Source organism: Paractinoplanes atraurantiacus (assembly GCF_900215205.1).
In the GTDB taxonomy this organism is placed as follows: domain Bacteria; phylum Actinomycetota; class Actinomycetes; order Mycobacteriales; family Micromonosporaceae; genus Actinoplanes; species Actinoplanes atraurantiacus.
The window spans coordinates 355,153-376,646 of sequence record NZ_OBDY01000002.1 but is presented as its reverse complement, the minus strand read 5'-3'; the positions used below and the strand labels follow the sequence as shown (position 1 = coordinate 376,646).

Here is a 21,494-nt window from a genome sequence, read left to right as displayed (position 1 = left end):
AGCTCATGAGTCCGTTGATCAATGGGAGCGGAATGCCCGGCCATCCTAGCCGTGAGAGGTTCTGTCATGACCTGTCTCGGTAGGACATCCTTCAACCTGTTTCGGCCCGCCCGGCGGCGAACTTCACGGGCGTTCCAGCCCGGCGCACGGTCGGCGTGGCACAGCCACCCGACCGGCCAGCGTCTGGTCGTCACCGAGGGTACGGGCCGCACTCAGCAGTGGGGCGAAGCGGTACAGGAGCTTCGCGCAGGAGACGTGGTGTGGTCCCCGGTATGAAGCAACGGCACGGCGTCGCCCCGAACAGCGCCATGATCCACATGGCCATGACCGGCGTCCGTAACGGACAGAGCCGAACTTGGCCGCCGGCATAACGTCGCAGAACGCACACGACTCTGCCTGCAGCGTGGGAACAATTCTGAATGGTGAGAAGCAGCCATTCGAGGGGATTCTCGGATAGGCTCGACACAACAACCATGGCCCGGTATAGGATAAACGCATGAACACGCGCCGACGGCGCGGATGCGGATTGTTGGAGCTCAACTCCCCCTCCGGACACATCTTGTAGCAAATGTCGGGTTTGAGCGAAGGCTTGAACCCGATTTTTTGTGTCAGAGCGCTCTTGAAGGCACGTTTCCCACGAATCCATCACACGCTCCTGTGTTCGAGTTGGTGCGGGGATGCCTGGCAACCGATCGTGGCCGGCGAGATCGGGATGACTCGTTTCGAAACACCACCGAGATAACAATTCCCGTCCCACGATGCGACCGCTCCACAACGGCCGACCGGCCAGCGGGCGCCGAAGAGAACATGCCATCGCCGACGGCCACCACCCCGCCGAAGCTGCCCGCGAACCACCACGGCGAGACAGTCCACGAACAGCACTCACCGACGATCACGCCCACCTTCTCGCAGACGCTGCCCGGCCTTTCTCCAAGGTGGACACGCACCGAAACGGGCAGGCGAGCACCCGGCGCCGCTGCCAATACCGCTAGCAGCGCCTGCCCTGGGTGCCCCCACTGCTAGGCCTGGTGCTCGCGTGGGCCGCGGCGACCACAGCGTCCGACGGCCTAACTGCCCGGCGGCGCCACGGCTGGCTGAACTGGCGTCGCCGGATGGGGCTCAGCTGATCAGGATCGGGCGACGACCACCTTGCCGACGGTGGTGCCGGACTCGACCAGGCGGTGGGCCTCGCGCAGGTTCGCTGCATCAAGGCCATCCAGGCGGGTGGTGAGGGTGGTGTGCAGAACGCCCTTGTCGATCAGGGCGGCGATCTCTCGCAGGATGTGATGCTGAGCGCTGCTGGCCGGATCGTAGAGGGCGCGGGTGAACATCAGCTCCCAGTGCCAGGTGATGCTTTTGCTCTTGAGTGGCAGCAGATCCATCCGTTGCGGCTCGTCGATCGCTACGACCGCGCCGTACGGGCGGAGGATCTCGGCGAAGCGTTCGATCATGCCGGTTGAGTGTGGCGTAAAGATCCAGTCGATCTCGCTGGGCAGATCGTGGCGGCCGACGACCCGGTGGGCGCCCTGGTCGAGGACCCAGCGCTGTGACTCCGGGCGGGAGGCGGTGCCGATCACCTCGACGTCGGTCAACTGGCGGGCCAGCTGTACCAGGATCGAACCGACCCGCCGGCCGCGCCCATGATCAGTAGCTTTCCGGTGCTCTCGGTGGTAAGCCGGAACCGGTCGAACAGCGACTCCCATGCGGTCAGCGCGGTCAGCGGGAGGGCGGCGGCTTCGGCGAAGCTCAGTGACGCCGGTTTCGGCCCGGTGATCCGCTCGTCGACCAGGTGGAACTCGGCGTTGGTGCCGGGGCGGGCGATGGAACCGGCGTACCAGACCTCGTCGCCGGGCCGGAACAGCGTCACTGCGCTGCCGACACGCTCGACGACCCCGGCGGCGTCGTATCCGAGGATCTTCGGTTCGGCGCCGCCGGGAGTGCTCGCCCGAACCTTCACGTCGGCCGGGTTGACCGACACCGCCTCCACCCGCACCAGCAGGTCGTGGTCACCGGGGCTGGGGAACGGGGACGGTCAGGTCCAGCAGCGACTCCGGATCGGAGACCGGCAGGTTCCGGTGGTAGCCCACCGCGTGCATAAATTCAGCCATGCCGCCGACGCTAGGTCGGGACGGCCGTGTCGGGTCAAGGCGAATGGTCGTACGGGAAGGAAGTGATGTCGTCTCGGGCGAGAACGCCCGCTGACGGTCAAACCATCACGAGATCGGCGCGCTGTGGCGCTCGACACGGCAAAACCGCAGCTCGTAGCCTGCTGAACGCGATCCGAGTGGTGGCCGGCGGCGACGCCGTCGTGGCGCCCCGGGTGACCCGGCGGCTGCTGGACCGTTTCGCCGGCCGGCTCACCGCGAGCCCACCGGCGCCGGCCGGCCCACCCGACCTCACCGACCGGGAACGGGAGGTCCTGTTGCTCGTGGCCCAGGGCTTGTCGAACCTCGAGATCAGCGGCCGGCTCCAGGTCGCCGAGGCGACCGTCAAAACCCACATCGGCCGCATCCTCGGCAAGCTCGGGCTGCGCGACCGCGTCCAGGCGGTGGTCTTCGCCTACGAGTCGAGCCTCGTCCAGCCCGGCGGCAATTCCTGACCAACCATCGCGCCGGGGTGCCTGGGCTTACAGGAACTCGCTCCGGTAGGTCGAGGCTAGTTCGCCCGCACGCCGGCGGCGGTCCGCGAGCTCGTCGTCGGAGAGATGCGGCGGTGGGGCGTCGGGGCCGGCGACGATGTCGCCGATCCGCGCGAAGTATTCGTCCTGGCCGGCGGGCGTGCACATGCAGAGCATGCGGGCCGGGGCGCCGGAAACGTTGCGGAAGTTGTGCGGTGCGTTGGCCGGGATGTTGACCGTTGATCCGGCTCGTACGGTGTGTTTCTCGCCGCGGAAGGTGAATTCGACTTCGCCCTCAAGGATCGTGAACATCTCTTCGAAATCGTGCCGGTGCGGGGGCGGGCCGCCGCCGTCGGGCACGCGCATGTCGATCAGGCAATATTGGCCGTTGGTCTGTTCCCCGGTGATCAACATGCCGTAGGTGTTGCCCACCAGCGAGATGTAGGTGGTGCTCGGGTCGTCCGGGTGTGCCACGGTGAGCATGCGGGTCGGATCGTCGTCCGGGATCATCAGCGCGATCTCCTTTTTGGTGGAAAGCTCTTTTATCTGGATAGGGCGTTCAGGCGACGATGACGGTCTTGCCGGACAGCTGGCCGGCGGCGGCCCGGGCGTGCACGGTGGCCAGCTCGGCCAGCGGCACCCGCTCGGCCACGTCGACCCGCAGCTCGCCCGAGTCGACCAGCGACACCAGGTGCGCGAGCTGGCCGGCGTCGCTGCGGACGAAGAGGTCGATGCCGCGTACGCCCCGGGTCTCGTCGGACGGCGCGGGCATCCAGACCGTCGTGTTGACCAGGACACCGCCGTCGCTGATCAGGCCGGCCAGCGCGGCCAGCCGGTCCGGCTCGACCGGGGCCAGGTTGAGCGCCACGTCCACCGGCGCGGTGACCGCCTGGGTGAAGTCGGCGCTGGTGTAGTCGATGACCTCGTCGGCGGCCGGGACCGTGCCCGGCTTGGCCACCGCGATGACGTACGCGCCGGCATTCTTGGCCAGCTGAGCGGCGTACGAGCCGACCGCGCCGCCCGCGCCGTTGATCAGCACCCGCTGCCCGGCGGTGAGCTTGGCGTGGTCGAACAGCGCCTGCCAGGCGGTCAGGCCCACGGCGGGCAGCGCGGCCGCGTCGGCCAGCGGGATGCTCGCCGGCGCCGGGGCCAGGATCTCGGCCGGGGCCAGGACATACTCGGCGGCGGCGCCGTCATCGGTCATCGGCAGGAAGCCGACGACCCGGTCCCCGGCCTGCACGGCGGTCACGCCCTCGCCCAGCTCCTCGACCGTGCCGGAGACGTCGATTCCGGGCGTGTGCGGGAGCGTCACCGGGATCGGGCCCTGCATGAAACCGCCGCGAATGTTGCCGTCGACGCCGTTGAACGACGTACCGGCGACCCGGACCAGGACCTGGCCGGCGGCCGGGGTGGGACGCTCGGTGTCCTCGTACCGCAGGACGGCCGGGTCGCCGTACTCGTGGAATCGCACTGCCTTCATCGGGAGCCTTCTCTCTCGTAAATGCTTCGTTTTCGAAGCACATCTTGACCATACTGCGCTTCGAATTCGAAGCAATAGTGGATCGGTGTGACCCGGACTACATCAGTCGGCGCAGCTTCTCGTCGCTCGCCGAGCCGGGCACGGTGGTGAAGAAGAGCAGGACCTGGTGCTCGTCGGGATCCACCAGGACATGGCGGTGCAGCTCCAGCTCACCGAGGAGGGTGTGCTGATAGCGCCGAAGGCCGGAGCCGGGCGTGACGCCCACCTCGGTCAAGCGGTGCTCGGCGAGCAGAACTGCTGCGGAACGGGTCCGCAGCAGCACCTCGCCGGACCGTGAGAACACGATCGCCGGGTGATCCGACAACCGCTCGACGAGGCGGACCAGCAAGGGCCCGACGCGGTCCCGCTCCATCGTGCTCACCCCCTCCTGCTCCGGCCTGTCCAGCGTGGCGGGAATCGGGAAGGAGGTGAAGGGCACGGTTATCCACGGATCATTTGTCCGTGGATAACCGTCACATGGCGCTCAGGCGCCGGAGCTTGTCCTCGCTCGGTGAGCCGGGCTCGGCCAGGTAGACCAACAGCTCCTGGCCCTCGTCGGGGTCGACCAGCCGGCGGGCGGTCAGCCACAGCTCGCCCTGCTCCGGGTGGCGGTAGCGCTTGAGATCGTTGTGATGGACGACGCCCACCTCGTGCTGCCGCCAGACCTCGGCGAACTCGGGGCTGACGGACAGCAGAGCGTCGACGATCTCGCCGGCCGTTCCGGTGGGGTCGGCTGTGTACGCCGCGCGGATCTCCGCGGTGAAGACCCGGCCCCGGATGTCGTGGTCATCTTCAGGGAAGAGGGCGCGTTGCGCCGGATCGGTGAACCAGCGATAGACCAGGTAGCGGGCCATGCCGCGGAAGCTGGTGTAGTCGCCGAGCAGGGCGACCGCCGGCCGGGTCTGCAGCAGCGCCTCGCCGAACCGGGAGAGCACGATCGCCGGCGTGTCCGACATGCGCTCGACGATCCGCCGCATGGCCGGGCTCGCCTGCTCGTCGCGTAACGCGCGCCGCGGCGCCGAGTGCCCGCCGAGGTGGAACAAGTGGTCACGTTCGCTCGGGCTGAGCTTGAGGCCGCGGGCCAGCGCGGCCAGCATCTGCTCGGACGGCATCGGTCCCCGCTGCTGCTCGAGGCGGCTGTAGTAGTCGGCCGACATGCCGGCCAGCACCGCGACCTCTTCTCGCCGCAGCCCGCCGGTACGGCGCCGGGAGCCCGCGGGCAGCCCGACGTCCTCCGGACGTAGCGCCCCGCGCCGGGCTCGGAGGAAGTCGGCCAGCAACGCCCGATCCATGTCGCCGCTCCTCACTCGGCCCGGTTGCGGCCGGCGCGAGGCTTGGCGGAGCGGGGCGGGGTGGCCCGCATGTGCTCGCGCACCCGCCCCAGCACGCCACCGAGGGTGACGAGGTCCCGGCCCCTCATCGGCTCGAACAGCAGCTGCCGAACGCGTTCCACGTGCCCCGGCAGCACGTGCGCGATGAGAGCCCGGCCCGCGTCGGTGACAGTGACCATGACACTGCGCTCGTCGTCCGGCGACGGCGCGCGGGTGATCAGGCCGCGCTTCTCCAGCAGCCCGGCCTGGTAGGTCAGGCCGCTGCGGCTGTACACCACACCGTCGGCCAGGTCGGTCATCCGCAGCCGGCCCTCGGGTGAGTCGACCAGCCGGGCCAGGATCTGGAACTGCACGTAGCTGAGGTCGCCATCGGCGCGCAGATGCTCGTCCACCGCGTACTGCAGGAGACTGCTCACCTCCATCAACGCGAAGTAGGCGCCGAGCTGCTCCGCGTTCAGGCCGGGGGACGGATCGCTCACCCGGTGAGCTTACTTGCTTAGAATTCGAACGATCAAGCACGACTTCGAAGCCGGCGGACCACGGCCTACGCAGCCAAGTCGAGCCCCGGCTCCCCTCGCCTCAGTCCGTGAACGGCAGTGCGACTATTCCGGACGTGTGGTCTTCGCGTTGGTGCGGAAACGCTTCAGCAGCGTTGCCAGTACGTCATCTCGGCGGCCAGCGCTTGCTCAACGTGCCGGGTGATAGCGACCCAGGTGCGCGGTCGGCGGCCGCGCATCGGAAACCTCGCCGGGCATGTCACACCGCCCGAGCGCGGCGGTCCGCTACCCGGCAGCCGACAATCAGCGCAGCGCCGGCTGCGACTTGCAGTCCGAGTGCTGTCCAACTCTGTAGCGAGCCGCGCGGGGTGGCACCGCGGAAGCCCTTACTCGTCATCGTCGTCGTCGAAGAGGTCGCCCATGACCTCGCTGGCGACGTACCCGGCCGCGAGGCCGCCCACGGCGCCCGTGACGGCCCCGCCCATCCCCGGGCCGCTGTCGTCGTCGCGCTCGCCCATCAAGGGAGAGACTGTCACGCGATGCTCCAAGGCTTGACGCACCCAGCCATCCACCTGCCCCGTCCAATCCACGGTCTCCGCACCGGCGTGGGCGACGGTGTAACGGTCGTAGCGGCCGGGGAAGCCCTGCTCGCCGAACCCCAGCAGGACTTCGACGTTCTGCGATGTCACGTCGAAGATCAGCTCGAAGGCGCCGACCCCGACGGCGTTCGCGGGCCGGAGTTCGAAGACCTGCTGCACCGGCGGCGCCGGCCGGGACACCGGAACCTTCGCGAATTGGATGTCGGCGTCTTCGAGGGTCCACCCGAGCGTGCCGAAGGCCTCCAGGGTCCGCCACTGAACGAGCAGGGGCTGAACCGACATCGTGGCGAGATCACCCTTGACCGTGGCGCCGGCGATTTCCGCCTCGGCGCGCACTCCCAGCGCCGCACCAGTCATGGTGATGGGTGTCTCCCAGGGCAGAACGATCTGGAAGGGAATCGTCTTTCGCTCGTCCTCGCCCAGCGGCATGAAAGGTGACTGATCACATGACCGGCTACCGACTCGGTGTCCTGTTCGGCGACGGCATCGGACCGGAGATTGTCCCGGCGGCCGTCGCGGTGGTCGACGCCGCGCTGCCCGCGGCCGTCGAGTGGGTCGAGGTGCCGGTGGGCCTGTCCGCGATCGGGTCGCACGGCACCGCCGTACCGGAAGAGACCCTGACCGCGCTGGCCGGCCTCGACGGCTGGCTGCTCGGCCCGCACGACAGCGCCGCCTATCCGGAGCCGCACCGCTCCCAGCTCAACCCGAGCGGCACCATCCGCAAACACTTCGACCTGTACGCCAACATCCGCCCGGCCAGGGCGTACGAGGGCGGCAACCCCGTCGTGCCCGGCACCGACCTGGTCATCGTGCGCGAGAACACCGAGGGCTTCTACGCCGACCGCAACACCTACGCCGGCACCGGCGAGTTCATGCCGACACCCGACGTGGCGATCTCGCTGGGCATCATCACCCGGCCCGGCGTCGAACGCATCGCCCGCACCGCTTTCGAGCTCGCCATGCGCCGCGACAAGCGGGTCACCGTCGTGCATAAGGCAAACGTTTTGAAGCTGACCACCGGCCTGTTCCGCGATGTGTGCCGCGAGATCGGCCGGTCCTATCCTGCGGTCACCGTCGATGACTTCCATATCGACGCCATGACCGCCCATCTCGTACGACGCGCCGACGCCTTCGACGTCATCGTCACCGAGAACATGTTCGGCGACATCCTCTCCGACCTGACCGGCGAGATCGCGGGTTCGCTCGGCATCGCTCCGTCGATCAACTCCTCGGCCACTCACGCCATGGCGCAGGCCGCACACGGCTCGGCCCCCGACATCGCCGGGCTGAACCTCGCCAACCCGGCCGCCATGATCCTGTCCGCCGCCCTGCTGCTCGACTGGCTCGGCACCAAGCACGGCGATGACCGCCTGCGAGCGGCCGCCATCCACATCGAGCGCTCCGTGGAGGCGACCATCCGGGCCGGCATCAGCACCCCCGACCTCGGCGGCACCGACTCCACGACCGACTTCACCGCCGCAGTCGCCGACCGAGCGGCGAAAACAAACACTCGGACATAGCGGCGGCGGCTCCCGACCGGATGACCGCCTTCAGCGACAACTACGCCAGGGAGAGGGACGCCGCGATCAGTGAGATCGCCCCGAGCGCCGGCGCGGCCGCCCAGGTGGCCGGGCAGGCGGTGACCGCCGCCGGGCCGAGGCCATCCAGTCCGGCAGTGACTCCGCGGTGGTCGCCATCCGGGAGATCGCCGAGCGCTCGGCCACCGAACTCGCCCGCATGTCCAGCGAACTACGGACCATGATCTCCCGCTTCACGTACTAGCGGGGCGGCGCAGGACCCGGGCGCCCAGCCAGACCGCGATCCCCGCGCCTGCGACGCCGAGGGCGATCACCCACCAGGGCAGGGTGAGGATCCGGACGAGCTGGGAGCCGAAGAAATACGCGGCGCAGACCCAGACGCCGACCCATAGGGCGGCCCCGATGGTGTTGTGCAGCAGGAAACGGCGCCACGGCATGGCGGTGATGCCGGCCAGGACGCCGTTGAACTGGCGCAGGCCGTCGAAGAAACGGGCGAGCACCACCACGTGGCTGCCGCGCCGGGCGAAGAACGCCTCCAACTTCGCGAAGCGGGGCGGGGTGAGGAACACGTAGCGGCCCCACCGATGGACGGCACGGCGGCCGCCGCGGGCGCCCATCCAGTAGCCCACGTTGTCGCCGAGCACCGCCGCCACGAAAGCGATGGCCGCGACCATCCACACGTCGAGCTGCCCCCAATGGGAGTAGATGGCGGCTGCCACCATCAAGGTCTGGCCGGGGGTGGGCAGGCCGAAGCTCTCCACGAAGATGATCACGAACAGGGCGAGGTAGCCCCAGTCGTCGAGGATCGGCGCGAGGTCGCGCAGCAGGGGCGGCAGGCCGGCATCCGAGTGCATGACGGGCCATGCTGGTCGGCCGAACCTAAGAATTTCCTGAATTCAGCGGCTCTTCAGGTCGGCCGCCGTAGTTTCCGCCGCGTGTTCAGCCACCCGGTAGCCGGCGCCGCGGACGGTCTCGATCCGCTCGCGGCCGATCTTCTTGCGCAGATAGCCGATATAGACCTCCACGATGTTGGGATCGCCGTCGAAGTGGGCGTCCCACACGTTCTCCAGGATCGCGGTCTTGGTCATCGCCTGCCCAGGGTGGCGCATCAGGAACTCGAGCATGGCGAACTCGCGCGGGGTCACCGAGACCGGCTCATCGCCGAGGCGGATCTGGCGTTCGGCCGGGTCCAGGGTCAGGTCGCCGGAGCGCAGCACGGCCGGGCGTTCGGGCGCGCCCCGGCGGATCAGCGCGCGCAGCCGGGCGATCAGCACGACGAAGGCGAACGGCTTGGTCAGGTAGTCGTCGGCGCCGAGATCGAGGGCATCGGCCTGGTCGTAGTCGCCGTCCTTGGCGGTGAGCATGAGGTCCGCTATGCCCCTTTTTCTGAGGCTGCGGCGGCGGCTCGGCGTGCGGATGCGCTCCGCCCTGGCGGCCGGCGTCGTGGTGGCCGTCGCCTCAATCATCGCCGGCGGCATCCTGCTGGTCACCGCCCGAGGGCTGCTGCTCGACGACGTGCGCAGCGCCGCCGACGACCGGGCCGACCAGGTGGCGGCGGCCGTGGCCTCGGGCGACAAGTTCGCTCTGAGGTTCGCGCTGCGGGAGGACTCGTGGGGCAGCCGGGCCCAGGTGGTGGATCCGGCCGGCACGGTGGTAGCCCGGTCCGGGGTCTCGCGCACGCTGATCTCCACGCTGCGCCCGGCGGTGGGACAGGACGCGTACGAGCAGGCGGTGGCCCGGATGCGCCGCGCCGGTTTCGAATGCCGGATCGTGCGCCAGCGTGACCTCTCCCCCACCGAACTGGCCGAGGTCATCGCCCGCGCGGACGCGTTGCGCGACGGGAAAGCCGAGCGCGGCTTCTCGATAGCGCTGTCCCGGCTGGGCGACCCGGACGACGGCGACTGCCTGCTGGTGCTGTGCCGCGACGAGACGGGCGCGCTCAGGGGCGTACTCAACTTCGTGCCGTGGGGGCGGGCCGGGCTGTCGCTCGACCTGATGCGCGGCGACCGCACGGCCCCCAACGGCCTCACCGAGCTCATGATCGTGGCGACCGTCGAGTACGCGGCGGCGGCCGGCCTCACCCGCGTCTCACTCAACTTCGCCGTGCTGCGCGAGGTCTTCGCCCGCGGCGAGGAACTGGGCGCGGGCCCGTTCACCCGAATCGGCTACCGCGCCCTGATGCTCGCCTCGCGGGTGTGGCAGATCGAGTCGCTCTACCGCGCCAACGCCAAGTTCCAGCCCGACTGGCAGCCCCGCTACCTCTGCTACCCCTCGGCCCGCGCCCTGCCCCGGGTCACCGTGGCCGCGATGAACGCCGAACTGACCGGAGCCCGCTCATGAACCAGCTGCTGACCCTGGCCTCGTCCGCGCCGGCCTGGCTGGCCTACCTGGTGATCGGGCTGCTCGCCTTCGTCGAGTCGGCCGCCTTCGTCGGGCTGGTCTTCCCCGGCGAGGCCGCCCTGGTGGTCGGTGGCGTGCTGGCCGGCACCGGGCACCTCAGTCTGCCCGTCCTGCTGACGATCGCGATCGTCGCGGCCATCCTGGGCGACTCGGCCGGCTACGAGATCGGCCGGCTCGGCGGCGACGCCATCAAGTCGAGCCGCCCCGGCCGTCTCATCGGCGAGAAGCGCTGGGCGAAAGCCGAGACCTTCACCCGCAAGCACGGCAACGGGGCGGTCGTCGCCGGCCGCTGGGTCGGGCTGATGCGCGCCCTGGTGCCCGCCCTGGCCGGGATGACGCTCATGCCGTACCGCAAATTCCTGCTCTTCAACGCCATCGGCGGCTCCCTGTGGGCCACGGCCGTCGTCCTCGGCGGCTACTTCGCCGGAACGTCGTGGCGGCAGCTCGAAAGCGCCCTGGGGAACATCTCCACCGTCGCGATCGGGGCGGCGGCGGCCGGCGTGGCCCTCCTCCTGCTGCTCCGTCGGCGGACTTCGGCCCGGAGCCACGTCTGACCATGCGACGCTCAGCTTCATGATCGCGACTCTCGTGGTGATCGCGGCGGTCACCGGCGCGTGGTCGCTCGTGGCCGGCCGGCTCGAACGGTGGCACGTTCGCGCGCCCCTGGTGATGGTCGTGGCCGGCATCGTGACGGCCATCTTCACCGACGCCTTCACCGACACCGTGAGCTCGACGGTCGCCCAGCACGTGGCCGAGGTCATCCTGGCCGTCCTGCTCTTCGTCGACGCCACCGAGGTCCGCGGCGGCCGGCTCTTCGGCGACGAGCCGGGCCTGGCCGCCCGCTCGTTGCTGATCGCGATGCCGCTGAGCCTCGGCCTCGCCGTGCTGATCGGCTGGCTGCTGCTGCCGCCCAGCCTGTCCTGGGCCGCCCTGCTGGTCATCGCCTGCATCGTCGTGCCGATCGACCTGGCCCCGGCCGAGTCGCTGGTCCGCGACCGCCTGGTCCCGGCCCGCGTCCGCGAACTGCTCAACGTCGAGAGCGGCTACAACGACGGCATCATGTCGCCCGTCTTCCTGTTCGCGCTGATCCTGGCGGGTACGTCGTCCACGGCGGACACGCCGCTGGAGGCGCTGGCCGCGGCGGTACCCAGCGCGGTCAAGGCCATCCTGGCCGGTGCCGGACTCGGCCTGCTGATCGCCGCGCTGATGAACCTGGCCGAGCGCCACGGCTGGACCACCGGCCAGTCCCGGCGCATCACCGTGGTCGCCGCCCCGCTGCTGGCCTACACCGCGACCGTGGCGATCGGCGGCAACGGCTTCGTGGCCGCCTTCGTCTGCGGCATCGCCTTCCGCTACCTGCGCCACGTCCGGCCACATCATCACGTCAAGCACCGCGCGCAGACCCCCGACCTGCAACTGCTCGAGGACACCGCCGCCATGGCCACCATCGCCATGTGGTTCTACCTCGATCGTCTTCGGCCTGCTCGCCTTCAACGACCTCCCGGACGGCGACCTCGCCGAGACCGCCCCGTCCACCATGACGATCACCGTCATCGCCAGCGTCCTGCTGCACGGACCGGGCGCGGTGGTGGCCGGCCGCGCCCGGGTCCGCCGCCGGGGATCACGCGATCACGCGTCCGTGTTGACGTCACGGACGTGAATCAGAGCGGTACGGGTGCAACGGTGCCGGTAGTGAAAGGACAGCACGCCCAGAACGCCGCCGTCGCCGGTCAGCAGCGGGTAGGTATACACGGCGCGTGAGCCCGCGGCCAGGATCGGCTCGAGCACCTGCCGGCTCCGAAAGATGTCGCTACGGGCGATGTCGTCGACCAGGACCGGTTCGCGGCGGGTCAGGGCGGTGCCGCAGGCGGTGGGCTGCCCCACTGCGACGGTGGCGAAGAACCGCAGGAACGCGCCGTCGAAACCGTGGTGCGGCGATATGCAGTACCCGGGCCTGGTTGTCGTAGGTTTGCAGGTCCACCGACATCGCACCGCCGGCGGTGACCGCCGCGTCGAGTACAGCCCGATACAGAGCGGGCTGGTCGCCAACGGCGAGAAAGTCGGGGTCGCAGAAGGCGACGGTGTCCCTGGAAACGCGTTGCCGCACCGCGCGCAGCAGCGTGCGACGTGTCTGTTCGACCTCGGCGTCGATCAGGCGCTGCTCCCGGTCCGCCTGAACCTTGCGGCGCAACCGTGCCGCCCGATCCCGAACCTCGGCCGAGTCGAGAACCACTACGCCGACGTCGTCGTCTGTGAACGTCACATGCGTACCGCGGGTCATCCGGTGGGGTGGTGCGTCGGTGAGGCCGAGCCGAACCTGAGCGGCTTTCTTGATCGCTGTCGTTTCTGCGATCGAGCCGGCGATGAGCGTAGGGTCGCCGCCCGCGTCGAAGGGTGGCCCGGTAGCTGTTGACCTTTCGGTAGGCGTCGGCGACGTTCCCGCGCAACTTCTCGGCCTCATCGGTGTCGCCGTACGCGGCGAGCGCGGCGCGAACGCCCGCTCGAACTCCCCACCACCACCGCATCGAACCCACGATCCGGGTCCTGCGCCGCGGCCGACAGCGCAACCCGGCCCGGCAACCGACCACCCCACCCGGGCTCGGCCGCACCTGATGATCACTCCTGCGGACAGCGGACCATGTTTCACCGCGACCGCCGGCCCTGCCCACCCGCATGACTTCCGCGCATGCCGGATCGACAGATGGGCGACTCAGGTCCGAACGGCACGAGGACTCGGCGCAGTGCCGCGCGGCGCCGGCGGTCAGGTTTCGGCGGCGAGCCGGGCCAGCGCGGCGCGGGCGCGCGCCTGCTCCTCCGGTTTGTCGATCTCGGTGGCCAGCGCCAGCGCCTCCTCGTGCCGGGCCACGGCGTCCGACCGCCTGCCCAGGCCGGCCAGGGCCTGCCCGAGTCCGTTGAGCACGCACGTCCGGCCGTAGCGTTCGCCGAGGTCCTGGAAGATCGTGAGGGCCTGTTCGTAGTGGCCCACGGCATCCGCGAACGTGCCGAGCAGGGTGTGGGCGTCACCCAGGTTGTTCAGTGCGGTCGCCTCGCCGCCGCGGTGTTCCAGCTCGCGGAAGATGCGCAGCGCCCGGCCGTTCTGCTCGACCGCCGGCGCGGGGCGGCCCAGCCGGACGTGCACGCTGCCGAGATTTGTCAGCGTGTTGGCTTCGCCGACCCGGTCGCCGAGCCGCACGAAGCGGTCCAGCGCCTGCCACTGGTACGTCGCGGAGATCTCGCATTGCCCCGTCGTGCTGTGCACCACGCCCAGGTTGCCCAGCGTGCGCGCCTCCCCGCGGGCGTCGCCGAACTGCTGGAACAGAGCCAGCGCCCGGGAGAGATGCCCGACCGCCTCGGGGTGCCGGCCCAGCTGCCAGCACACCACGCCCAAGTTGGTGAGCGCGGTGGCCTCGGCGATGCCGTCGCCCAGCAGCCGGGCGGCGTGCTGCGCCTCGGTGTGCACGGCGAAGGCGTCGGCCGGGTGCCCGCCGTTGTCCAGGTAGGAGTAGAGCAGTCCGGCCAGCCATACGGCGTGTTGCGGCCAGCCGTCGCGCGCCGCCTGCAGGCACACCGCCACCAGCGTGGCGCGTTCCGCGTCCAGCCAGTGCAGCGCGGCCCTGGGTTCGTTCAGCGGCGGGCCGGCCGACGGCCGCGGGGGCAGCTCCGGGCGGCGGTGCCGCTCCGCCGGATAGAGCGCGTCCATGGCGGCGGCCGCGCCGTGCACGTAGTGGTCGAACAGGCGGGTGAGCGCGTCCCGGCGATCCGCCGGCCGATCCTCGTCCTGCGCGCGCTCCGCCGCGTACGCGCGAACCAGATCGTGCAGCACGTACCGGCCGTCCACCGGTTGCTGCGCGAGGTTGTCGCCGGCGAGCTGGCGCAGGTGCGCCGCGGCGGTGCCCGGGTCGGTGCCGAGCAGCGCGGCGGCGGCGTACACGTCGAGGTCCGGCCCGGGGTGTGCGGCCATGCGGCGCAGCAGCGTCCGCCGGCGCTCGGAGAGGTGCCGGTAGGACACGTGCAACGCCAGTTCCACGCCGCCGTCGAGCCGGCGGTGGCGGTGCCGCTCGTCCAGCCGGTCGGCGTGGTCGGTGACCGTCCATCCGGCCCGGGCGGCCATCTGGCCGGCCACCACGCTGAGCGCCAGCGGCAGGTGCCCGCAGCGCAGGGCGACCCGGCCGTACGCGGCGTCGTCCGCGCCGAGCTCCACCCCGGGCACCGACCGCGCCAGCAGCTGCTCGGCCTCGTGCGCGCTGAACAGCTCGACGTCGAGGTGGACCTTCGGGTCCAAACCGTCGAGCCGGCGGCGCGACGTGATCAGCGTCAGGCCGCCGGGCGCGTCAGCGAGCAGCGGTCGCACCTGGTCCTCGCCGGCCGCGTTGTCGAGGATCACGAGCGCCCGCCGGCCGGCCAGCCGCTCGCGGAACAGCGCGGTCCGGGCGGCGAGCCCGTGCGGGATCTTGTGGCCGGAGACGCCGAGCACGCGCAGGAAGCCGTCCAGGACCGCGGCCGGCTCGGCCGGCGGCTGCCCCGCGTCGGGATGGAACCCGCGCAGGTTGACGAAGAGGATCGGGTCGAAGGCGGCGTCGGCGGCGAGCAGACGGCCGGCGTGGATCGCCAGCTGGCTCTTGCCGACCCCGGCCATTCCGGCGAGCACACACACCACCGGGCCGGGCCGGCCGGCGAGCCGGCGCAGGGCCGCCGTCTCGGCGTCGCGACCGGTGAAGGTGGCGATGTCGTCCGGGAGCCGGTCGAGCACGCGGACCTGCGCGGCCGCAGCGGTCTCGGCAAGGATGACGCGCAGCGCCTGCCGCCAGTGGGCCAGGTAGCCGGTCTCGTCGTGCAGCGCCCGAACCACGGCCAGCATCAGCTCGCCGTTGATCCGGCGCCGCCCGGTCTTGAAGCAGTCCACGACCGTGCCGCGGCGGGCGAGCTCGCCGGCGGGCCGGCCGGCGGCCTGCCATTGCGCGCTGACCCGTCGTGTGATCGTCTCGTACGAGGGGTCGCCGGCATACAGCTTGAGCGCCCGCAGACAGCCGACCAGCTCGTCGAGGGTGCGTGCCGGTCCAGGATCGGGCAGCTCGGACGCCGGGCCGTCCGTGTCGGCAGCACTCATGGCACCTCCTGTGAAGCGCCGACGATACCAATCGGCCCCGACGCGTATGGAATCGTTTGGATTCCGCCCGGCGTCCCGGCCGATGCGCTGATATCGACACAGCGATTCCCGATCGGCGACCGAGCCCACCGATGTGCTCGTGACCGGCGCCGCAGCGCTGCGGCGGCCGACTTCCGACGGGGTGGCGGAGCCTGCGTGGCTGATCAACGGGGGGTTGCGCCGGCTCACCACCCCTGATGCCAGGGCACCGTGCGAGCCGCCGCCACGGACTCGCACGGTGCCCTGCACGGCCACCTCAGCCTCGGCCGGCCACTGCACCGGCCGCCGAGCGAGGCCAAGGTCAGCAGCACCGGCGCCTGGAGCGCGAAGCGCCTACGGCCCCAGCGGCGCGGCCGCTACAGCAAGGATCCGGCGAGTGCGATGTTCTGTGTCCTCAGCGCGCCGGTCACCAGGCGCATGATCCGGCGGGCGCCGTAGGCCTCGAAGTGGGTGTGGTCGTCGCAGAAGAACTGTCCTACCGGCCCGGTGGTGTAGTCGCCGTTGTTGGGGCAGAGGTGGAGCGAGTTGTAGTAGTCGACGCTGAGGGTCCGTAGATCGATGACGGGAGCACCGGTGGCGGTGCCGGCCGCGAAGGTCTCCGGGTAGAAGCCGCGGTTCAGGGTTGCCGTGCTACCGGAACAGGCGATGGCCGCGACCGGCGTGACCAGGACCGGGAAGGCGCCCCGCGCCTGGGCGGTCTGCGCCATCATCGTCATCAGCTGCTGGTAGCGGGCGCCGCCGACGTGCCTGGGGCATGCGCTGTCGCCGTCGTTGATGCCGAACTGGATGAACAGGAAGTCGCCGGCCTTCATACCGTCGAGCATTTTCTGCCAGTTGACCGAGGGGGTCGTCGAGTTGAGGGCACATTCGCCGGCGGAATTCTTGGTCGCGGTGACGCCACCCTCGTAGAGCCACGTCTGGATGCTGCGACCGGCAACGGCCAGGTTGTTCACCACGATGTTGCTGTGGAACTGCCCGTCGAACTCGGTGGCCCAGCCGACGGGACAGCCGGTGCGGGGGTTGGCCATGGTCGAGTCACCGGCCATCCAGACGTTGGTCGTCACCGCGGCGGCGAGGGCCGCCGGCTTCATCCGGACGCCGCACTCGGAAGAGGAGGTCGTCGCTTCGGCGCCGCTCGGGCTCACCGCTGACAGAGCTGTCATGAGAACGCAGAGGAGCAGTAGGCGAACCTTACGCATGGTTTCTCCTGAGAGGCGCTTATGTACGCGTCCACTGCTGGTTGGCGCCGCCGTTGCAGGTCCAGATCTCGACCTTGGTGCCGTTGGCAGTGGCGGCGCCCGTCACGTCGAGGCACAGCCCCGACTGCACGCCAGTGACCGTGCCGTTGCTGTTGATGTTCCACCGCTGGTTGTCACCGCCGTTGCAGTCGTAGATGTCGACCCTCGTGCCCGCGGCTGTCGATTGGCCGTACACGTCAAGGCACTTGCCGCCGATCCCGACGAGCTGTTGCGACGCGGTGTGGGTCCAGGACTGGTTGGCGCCGCCGTTGCAGTCATAGATGTCGGTCTGCGTCCCGTTGGCGGTGGTGGAGCCGGGCACATCCAGGCAGCGGCCGGAGCCGACGCCGCGCAGGATGCCCGTGCCCGTGCCGCCGCCCGTGCCGACCACACCGGTCGCGGCGTCGATGGTCCAGCTGGACCGGCAGGTCATCGACACCGTGGTGCCGCTGATGGTCAGGGGTTCCCAGACGTAGCGGGAGTCGCTCAGATTGCCCGGATTCCACCGGTCGCCCAGGAAGATGTAGCTGGTGGTCGTGCTGCCGGTGACGGGCAGGATCGAGGTGGTCTGCGAATTGCAGGTGTTGGTGCCGGCCGGGGCGAAGCTGCGCCACGCACTCCACGTGCCCGTGATGGAGGTGGCCGTCGTGTACTGGTTGTCGTTGGTCGACCAGCCGGTGAGATGCGAGCCGAACAGGTAGTACGTGCCATTGATTTTGGCCATCGCCGGCGACTCGTACTGCTCGAGGGTCTTCACCAGCGCGGTGACGCTGAGGAAGTCGGTCGACAACTGGTAGATCTGCAGCTTGGCGTTGGTGCGGTCTTCGCTGAGGAGGTACGCCGTGCTGCCGTCCAGGAACAGGTTGTCGTCCAAGCTGTCGTGGCCGAGCGGCTTGAAGCTGCCCCGGTAGGTGTAGGTGCCGCACACGCTGCTGCTGGTGGCGACCCCCGCCTTGCGCTCGGAGTAGCTGCTGTTGTCGATGTGCATGTACATCACGTACGTCGCCGTGCTGGCGTTGTAGATGACGTGCGGGCGCTCCACGATCCGATTGGGCCCGAGGTCGCCGCTTGACTGCCGGGTGAGCACGTTGCCGACGAACTGCCACGTCGCCAGGTCGGTGGACGAGTAACACTTGATGTTCTGGAACGGGGAGCCGCCGGTCTTGTCCTCACCGAGCCAGTAGTACGTGTCGCCGACCTTGGTGATGCCCTCACCGTGCGCCTGGATCGGGTTCCGTGACGTGTCGGTCCACACGGTGCCCGGCGTGACGGTCAGGGCCGAGGCCCAGGCGGCCGGGACGAAGAGCCCCACCGCGAGCAGCAGTGCGACACCGAGGAGTGGCAGCAGTCGTCTCACGGAACGGCCTCATAGATCGAAGTAAGTCAATGCTGAGAACGTTAACATAGCTCCGACCCGGTGAGACGTCAACGTGTGGCTGCGCTTCCGGCCCACTGCTTGAGGGGCAGGTTCCGCGTTGACTCATCAGGGTTTCGCAGCGTGCGGAACATGAGCCAGCTCAAGGCCGGCATGACGATCAGGGGTGTCAAGGCGGTCCGCAGTGAGGTCGCGTCGGCGAGTGCGCCGATGGCGGGACTGGCGAGGCCTCCGATGCTGACGGTCAGGCCGAGGGTGATTCCGCTGGCGGTGCCGACGCGGCTGGGCAGGTAGTCCTGGCCGAGAGTGACTTGTAGCGAGAAGGGCACGTAAAGGCCGGCGGAGGTGAGGGCTACGAATAGGTAGAGGGCGGGCCCGGGTGTCCACACCACTCCGGCGATGGCGAGGACGGTGATCGCGTAGGACCAGCGGGACACCGCGACGCGGCCCCAGCGGTTCGCGGCGGATCCGCCCAGCAGGGAGCCGGCGACGCCGCCGAGGTAGAGCACGAACAGGGCGGCGGTGCCCGCGGCGGCGCTGCCGTTCATGCGCTGCTGGGCGTAGAGCGCGATGAAGGTGCTGAGGCCGACGAAGGCGATCGAGCGAAAGATTACGGCGAAGGTCAGCCGTACGAACGAGGTGATGTCGTCACGCCCAGTTGATCTGGTCTGGCCGGTGGAGTTGTTCGTGCGCTGGGCGAGTGCGTACAGCACGGGTACTGCCGTCGCAGTGCCGGCGAGCGCCGGCGCGAGCAGCAGTGGGGTCCATTCCAGGCCGCCGAGGGCGGCCATGCCGGCGACCGTCAGCGGTGCGAGGGCGAAGCCGACGTTGCCGCCGGTCGAGAAGTACGCCATGGCGGTGTTGCTGCCGGCGCTGGCTTGGCGGGCGATGCGCGCGGATTCGGGGTGATAGGCGGCCACACCGATGCCCGACAGGGCCACGAACAGCAGCGTGAGGGTGTAGTTGGCACTCAGCCCGCTCAGCGCGATGCCGACCCCGCCGAGCAGGGTGCTGGCGGGCAGCAGCCACGGCATCTTCCACCGGTCGGTGAGCGCCCCGAACAGCGGTTGGGCGATCGAGGACAGCAACGACGCGGCCAGCACGATGCCGGACGCGGCCGCGTACGTATAGGCGCGTTCGGCGACGAACAGCGGCACCAGGGCGGCGACGGTGCCTTGGTAGATGTCGACACAGGCATGGCCGACCGAGAGCAGGGTGATGGACGTTCTCTTGCGCACGTCCCCATGCTTCCCACGTCTGGCCTGTCTGACTTCCGATAACCTGCCGAGTGATGACGGAAGTCCGCCACGAGCCGGTGGCTCCGACTCGCCGGCAGTGGCTGGCGTCCGGGGCCGAGATCGACGCGCACCGCCACGACGAGCACCAGATCATCTATGCCGCCCGGGGTGTGTTGACCGTGACGACCGATGCGGGTTCGTGGGTGACGCCGGGCACCCGTGCCATCTGGGTGCCGGCCGGCACCGTGCACGCCCACCGGGCGTACGGCGAGCTCGAGCTGCATCTGGTCGGGTTGCCCGCGTCCAGTGACCCGCTCGATCTGGGCACGCCGACGGTGTTGTCGGTCGTGCCCCTGCTGCGTGAGCTGATCATCGAGTACACCCGCGGCTTCGCCGGGTCCGGCCCGGAGCGTGACCGGCTGCGGGCGGTGCTGCTCGATCAGCTGCGCGCTTCTCCGCAGCAGCCTCTGCATGTGCCGGCACCATCCGATCCGCTGCTGCGCGCGGTGCATGCGCTGCTGAAGCTGAACCCGGCCGACAACCGGACGTTGGCCGAGCTGGGGCGTGAGGTCGGTGCCAGTGATCGGACCTTGTCCCGTTTGTTGCGCCGCGATCTTGGCATGAGTTTTCCGCAGTGGCGCACCCAACTGCGTCTGCACCAGGCGCTGATCCTGCTCGCGGACAAGACGCCGGTGACCGTGGTGGCCCATCAATGCGGTTGGTCCTCGGCCAGCGCCTTCATCGACGTGTTCCGCCGCACGTTCGGCCACACTCCCGGCGCCCATCCCACCGGCTGATCCGAGCCCCGGCCGACGGCATCGGAACGCCGCCATAACGGTTCTCGGCTGCGGTCACTTGCCGTCATCTGAATACTTGCCCGCGGCAGCAGAGCAGCGAGCGCGGCGAGCGGTGTCTACGGTTCAATGATGACCATCGATGCATGGGGATCGTTCGGCCGCCGCTCGGCGGCTGTCATCGGCATGATCTCGATCCTGCTGGCCGCGGTGCCACCCGCCACGGCCGCCGCCGGCCCGGAGACCCCGCCCGGGGCGCCGCCGGGCGTATGCGATGCCGGCGCCCCGGCCCAGCCGCCACTGCCCGGCACCGCCCTGTCGGCGACGCGGCTGCTGGGTGGGTTCTCGTTCCTCGAGGGTCCGGTCTGGCTCGCCGGCCCCGGCCAGCTGCTCGTCTCGGACATGGGCGCGGCCGCCGGAGCCCAGCAGGTGCAGCCGTCGACGATCCACCGCTTGGCGCCGCCGACTCGGGCCGGGACCTTCGTCGCCGCGTCCGGGAGCAACGGGCTGGCGCTGAGCGCGGACGGGCAGCAGGTGATCGCCGCCACCCACGACAACCGCTCGGTGTCGGCGTTCCGGCTCGCCGACGGCGCTCGCACGGTGGTCGCGACCGGGTATCAGGGCCGGGCGTTCAACTCACCGAACGACGTCACGGTCCGCTCCGACGGCGTCGTCTACTTCACGGACCCGAGCTTCCAACGGGGGCGCCGCGCCGACGAGATGGGCGGCCGGACCGGGATCTTCCGGGTCACCAACGGACAGGTCTCCCTGGTTGACGGCAGCGTGCGGCAACCCAACGGCATCGCCCTGTCGCCCGACGGGCGCGTCCTCTACGCCGGCGCGTACGGCGAGAACAAAATCTACGCGTACGCCGTCCAGCCGGACGGCAGCACCGGCACTCGCACCGTGTTCGCCTCGATCGCCGCCCCGGACGGCGTGACCGTGGACTGCGCCGGCAACGTCTACTGGGTGTCCAACGGTGAGGGCCGCGTCCACGTCTTCTCCCCGGCCGGCACCGAACTCGGCACGATCGCGTCCGGAGCGGGCGCCACGAACGCGGCGTTCGGCGGACCCGACCGGCGCACCCTCTACATCACCGCGGGCCGGACCGGCGACTACGGGGTCTACGGCATCACGCTCGGGGTGCCCGGATACCCGTACTGAGAAGGCGTTTGCGTGCAGCCGGCGGAACATGGGCGAAC

22 protein-coding genes and 2 pseudogenes are annotated in these 21,494 nt (G+C 70.0%); 9 read left to right on the top strand and 15 right to left on the bottom strand.

Annotation, left to right across the window (positions count from 1 at the left end; genetic code table 11):
- Positions 1–21 precede the first annotated feature (21 nt).
- Positions 22–276 carry a cupin domain-containing protein gene (locus tag CRP55_RS56195; protein WP_369076902.1) on the top strand — a complete coding sequence of 85 codons (255 nt, stop codon included), beginning with the start codon at positions 22–24 and terminating at the stop codon, positions 274–276.
- An 851-nt stretch (positions 277–1,127) separates the two neighbouring features.
- On the opposite strand, the gene CRP55_RS53865 is transcribed toward CRP55_RS56195, so the two are convergent.
- Both CRP55_RS53865 and CRP55_RS53860 read right to left on the bottom strand, forming a co-directional pair.
- On the bottom strand, positions 1,128–1,577 hold the full coding sequence (locus CRP55_RS53865) for a zinc-binding dehydrogenase (RefSeq protein WP_218854205.1): 450 nt from the start codon (positions 1,575–1,577) through the stop codon (positions 1,128–1,130).
- A gap of 11 nt (positions 1,578–1,588) precedes the next feature.
- Complete coding sequence (locus CRP55_RS53860) at positions 1,589–1,993, bottom strand: alcohol dehydrogenase catalytic domain-containing protein (protein ID WP_218854202.1); 405 nt, start codon at positions 1,991–1,993, stop codon at positions 1,589–1,591.
- Positions 1,994–2,266: 273 nt separating this feature from the next.
- On the opposite strand from CRP55_RS53860, the pseudogene CRP55_RS08240 reads away from it, so the two are divergent.
- Positions 2,267–2,599, top strand: a pseudogene (locus CRP55_RS08240) (response regulator transcription factor); the annotation flags it as partial.
- A 27-nt stretch (positions 2,600–2,626) separates the two neighbouring features.
- Here CRP55_RS08240 and CRP55_RS08235 read toward each other — a convergent pair.
- The 6 genes from CRP55_RS08235 to CRP55_RS08210 form a co-directional block, all read right to left on the bottom strand.
- A complete protein-coding gene (locus tag CRP55_RS08235) occupies positions 2,627–3,127 on the bottom strand; it encodes a cupin domain-containing protein (protein WP_097319065.1) in 501 nt (166 codons plus the stop codon).
- A 49-nt stretch (positions 3,128–3,176) separates the two neighbouring features.
- Positions 3,177–4,097, bottom strand: coding sequence for an NADP-dependent oxidoreductase (locus CRP55_RS08230; RefSeq protein ID WP_097319064.1), 921 nt, complete (start codon positions 4,095–4,097; stop codon positions 3,177–3,179).
- Positions 4,098–4,194: 97 nt separating this feature from the next.
- Complete coding sequence (locus tag CRP55_RS08225) at positions 4,195–4,575, bottom strand: MmyB family transcriptional regulator (RefSeq protein ID WP_097319063.1); 381 nt, start codon at positions 4,573–4,575, stop codon at positions 4,195–4,197.
- A 34-nt stretch (positions 4,576–4,609) separates the two neighbouring features.
- Entirely contained in the window at positions 4,610–5,428 is an 819-nt protein-coding gene (locus tag CRP55_RS08220; RefSeq protein WP_097319062.1) for a helix-turn-helix transcriptional regulator, read from the bottom strand.
- Between the two features lie 11 nt (positions 5,429–5,439).
- Complete coding sequence (locus tag CRP55_RS08215) at positions 5,440–5,946, bottom strand: MarR family winged helix-turn-helix transcriptional regulator (protein WP_097319061.1); 507 nt, start codon at positions 5,944–5,946, stop codon at positions 5,440–5,442.
- A gap of 404 nt (positions 5,947–6,350) precedes the next feature.
- A complete protein-coding gene (locus CRP55_RS08210; RefSeq protein WP_097319060.1) occupies positions 6,351–6,992 on the bottom strand; it encodes a sporulation protein in 642 nt (213 codons plus the stop codon).
- Between the two features lie 17 nt (positions 6,993–7,009).
- Between CRP55_RS08210 and CRP55_RS08205 the strand changes: the two genes are divergently transcribed.
- Positions 7,010–8,083 (top strand): isocitrate/isopropylmalate dehydrogenase family protein, encoded by a 1,074-nt coding sequence (locus tag CRP55_RS08205; RefSeq protein WP_097319059.1) that lies wholly within the window; start codon positions 7,010–7,012, stop codon positions 8,081–8,083.
- Between the two features lie 251 nt (positions 8,084–8,334).
- Here the strand turns inward: CRP55_RS08205 and CRP55_RS08200 are convergent, their stop codons facing one another.
- A complete protein-coding gene (locus CRP55_RS08200) occupies positions 8,335–8,955 on the bottom strand; it encodes a DedA family protein (RefSeq protein WP_097319058.1) in 621 nt (206 codons plus the stop codon).
- 42 nt (positions 8,956–8,997) lie between these two features.
- Positions 8,998–9,624, bottom strand: coding sequence for a response regulator transcription factor (locus tag CRP55_RS08195; RefSeq protein WP_438865772.1), 627 nt, complete (start codon positions 9,622–9,624; stop codon positions 8,998–9,000).
- Here CRP55_RS08195 and CRP55_RS55580 point away from each other — a divergent pair.
- The 3 genes and pseudogenes from CRP55_RS55580 to CRP55_RS56190 form a co-directional block, all read left to right on the top strand.
- Positions 9,518–10,441, top strand: a complete 924-nt coding sequence (locus CRP55_RS55580) for a phosphatidylglycerol lysyltransferase domain-containing protein (protein ID WP_438865769.1) — start codon at positions 9,518–9,520, stop codon at positions 10,439–10,441. The two genes, CRP55_RS08195 and CRP55_RS55580, sit on opposite strands and share 107 nt — an antisense overlap.
- Positions 10,438–11,055 (top strand): DedA family protein, encoded by a 618-nt coding sequence (locus CRP55_RS08185; protein WP_097319056.1) that lies wholly within the window; start codon positions 10,438–10,440, stop codon positions 11,053–11,055. The genes CRP55_RS55580 and CRP55_RS08185 overlap by 4 nt, the downstream gene beginning before the upstream one ends.
- A gap of 19 nt (positions 11,056–11,074) precedes the next feature.
- Positions 11,075–11,836, top strand: a pseudogene (locus CRP55_RS56190) (cation:proton antiporter domain-containing protein); the annotation flags it as partial.
- Between the two features lie 294 nt (positions 11,837–12,130).
- On the opposite strand, the gene CRP55_RS56185 reads toward CRP55_RS56190, so the two are convergent.
- Complete coding sequence (locus CRP55_RS56185) at positions 12,131–12,385, bottom strand: GAF domain-containing protein (protein WP_179855075.1); 255 nt, start codon at positions 12,383–12,385, stop codon at positions 12,131–12,133.
- Positions 12,386–12,392: 7 nt separating this feature from the next.
- On the opposite strand from CRP55_RS56185, the gene CRP55_RS56180 reads away from it, so the two are divergent.
- Positions 12,393–12,914 carry a hypothetical protein gene (locus CRP55_RS56180; protein WP_179855074.1) on the top strand — a complete coding sequence of 174 codons (522 nt, stop codon included), beginning with the start codon at positions 12,393–12,395 and terminating at the stop codon, positions 12,912–12,914.
- Positions 12,915–13,262: 348 nt separating this feature from the next.
- Here the strand turns inward: CRP55_RS56180 and CRP55_RS08170 are convergent, their stop codons facing one another.
- The 4 genes from CRP55_RS08170 to CRP55_RS08155 form a co-directional block, all read right to left on the bottom strand.
- Positions 13,263–15,608, bottom strand: coding sequence for a tetratricopeptide repeat protein (locus tag CRP55_RS08170; protein WP_097319054.1), 2,346 nt, complete (start codon positions 15,606–15,608; stop codon positions 13,263–13,265).
- A 395-nt stretch (positions 15,609–16,003) separates the two neighbouring features.
- The gene (locus tag CRP55_RS52835) at positions 16,004–16,810 is read right to left on the bottom strand and encodes an SGNH/GDSL hydrolase family protein (protein WP_218854197.1); all 807 of its coding nucleotides are present in this window, start codon (positions 16,808–16,810) and stop codon (positions 16,004–16,006) included.
- Between the two features lie 55 nt (positions 16,811–16,865).
- Positions 16,866–18,242, bottom strand: a complete 1,377-nt coding sequence (locus CRP55_RS54420) for a ricin-type beta-trefoil lectin domain protein (protein WP_097319053.1) — start codon at positions 18,240–18,242, stop codon at positions 16,866–16,868.
- Between the two features lie 68 nt (positions 18,243–18,310).
- The gene (locus CRP55_RS08155) at positions 18,311–19,498 is read right to left on the bottom strand and encodes an MFS transporter (protein ID WP_097319052.1); all 1,188 of its coding nucleotides are present in this window, start codon (positions 19,496–19,498) and stop codon (positions 18,311–18,313) included.
- 53 nt (positions 19,499–19,551) lie between these two features.
- Here CRP55_RS08155 and CRP55_RS08150 point away from each other — a divergent pair, with 53 nt between their 5' ends.
- Both CRP55_RS08150 and CRP55_RS08145 read left to right on the top strand, forming a co-directional pair.
- Positions 19,552–20,295 (top strand): AraC family transcriptional regulator, encoded by a 744-nt coding sequence (locus CRP55_RS08150; RefSeq protein WP_097319051.1) that lies wholly within the window; start codon positions 19,552–19,554, stop codon positions 20,293–20,295.
- Positions 20,296–20,424: 129 nt separating this feature from the next.
- A complete protein-coding gene (locus CRP55_RS08145) occupies positions 20,425–21,456 on the top strand; it encodes an SMP-30/gluconolactonase/LRE family protein (RefSeq protein ID WP_218854194.1) in 1,032 nt (343 codons plus the stop codon).
- Positions 21,457–21,494 lie beyond the last annotated feature (38 nt).

Excerpts from the sequence above, each read along its gene's own strand:
- CRP55_RS56195 (WP_369076902.1), top strand. The coding sequence starts at position 22 with ATGGGAGCGGAATGCCCGGCCATCCTAGCCGTGAGAGGTTCTGTCATG.
- CRP55_RS08235 (WP_097319065.1), bottom strand. The coding sequence starts at position 3,127 with ATGATCCCGGACGACGATCCGACCCGCATGCTCACCGTGGCACACCCG.
- CRP55_RS08230 (WP_097319064.1), bottom strand. The coding sequence starts at position 4,097 with ATGAAGGCAGTGCGATTCCACGAGTACGGCGACCCGGCCGTCCTGCGG.
- CRP55_RS08220 (WP_097319062.1), bottom strand. The coding sequence starts at position 5,428 with ATGGATCGGGCGTTGCTGGCCGACTTCCTCCGAGCCCGGCGCGGGGCG.
- CRP55_RS08210 (WP_097319060.1), bottom strand. The coding sequence starts at position 6,992 with ATGCCGCTGGGCGAGGACGAGCGAAAGACGATTCCCTTCCAGATCGTT.
- CRP55_RS08205 (WP_097319059.1), top strand. The coding sequence starts at position 7,010 with ATGACCGGCTACCGACTCGGTGTCCTGTTCGGCGACGGCATCGGACCG.
- CRP55_RS08200 (WP_097319058.1), bottom strand. The coding sequence starts at position 8,955 with ATGCACTCGGATGCCGGCCTGCCGCCCCTGCTGCGCGACCTCGCGCCG.
- CRP55_RS55580 (WP_438865769.1), top strand. The coding sequence starts at position 9,518 with ATGCGCTCCGCCCTGGCGGCCGGCGTCGTGGTGGCCGTCGCCTCAATC.
- CRP55_RS08185 (WP_097319056.1), top strand. The coding sequence starts at position 10,438 with ATGAACCAGCTGCTGACCCTGGCCTCGTCCGCGCCGGCCTGGCTGGCC.
- CRP55_RS08170 (WP_097319054.1), bottom strand. The coding sequence starts at position 15,608 with ATGAGTGCTGCCGACACGGACGGCCCGGCGTCCGAGCTGCCCGATCCT.
- CRP55_RS52835 (WP_218854197.1), bottom strand. The coding sequence starts at position 16,810 with ATGACAGCTCTGTCAGCGGTGAGCCCGAGCGGCGCCGAAGCGACGACC.
- CRP55_RS08150 (WP_097319051.1), top strand. The coding sequence starts at position 19,552 with ATGACGGAAGTCCGCCACGAGCCGGTGGCTCCGACTCGCCGGCAGTGG.
- CRP55_RS08145 (WP_218854194.1), top strand. The coding sequence starts at position 20,425 with ATGACCATCGATGCATGGGGATCGTTCGGCCGCCGCTCGGCGGCTGTC.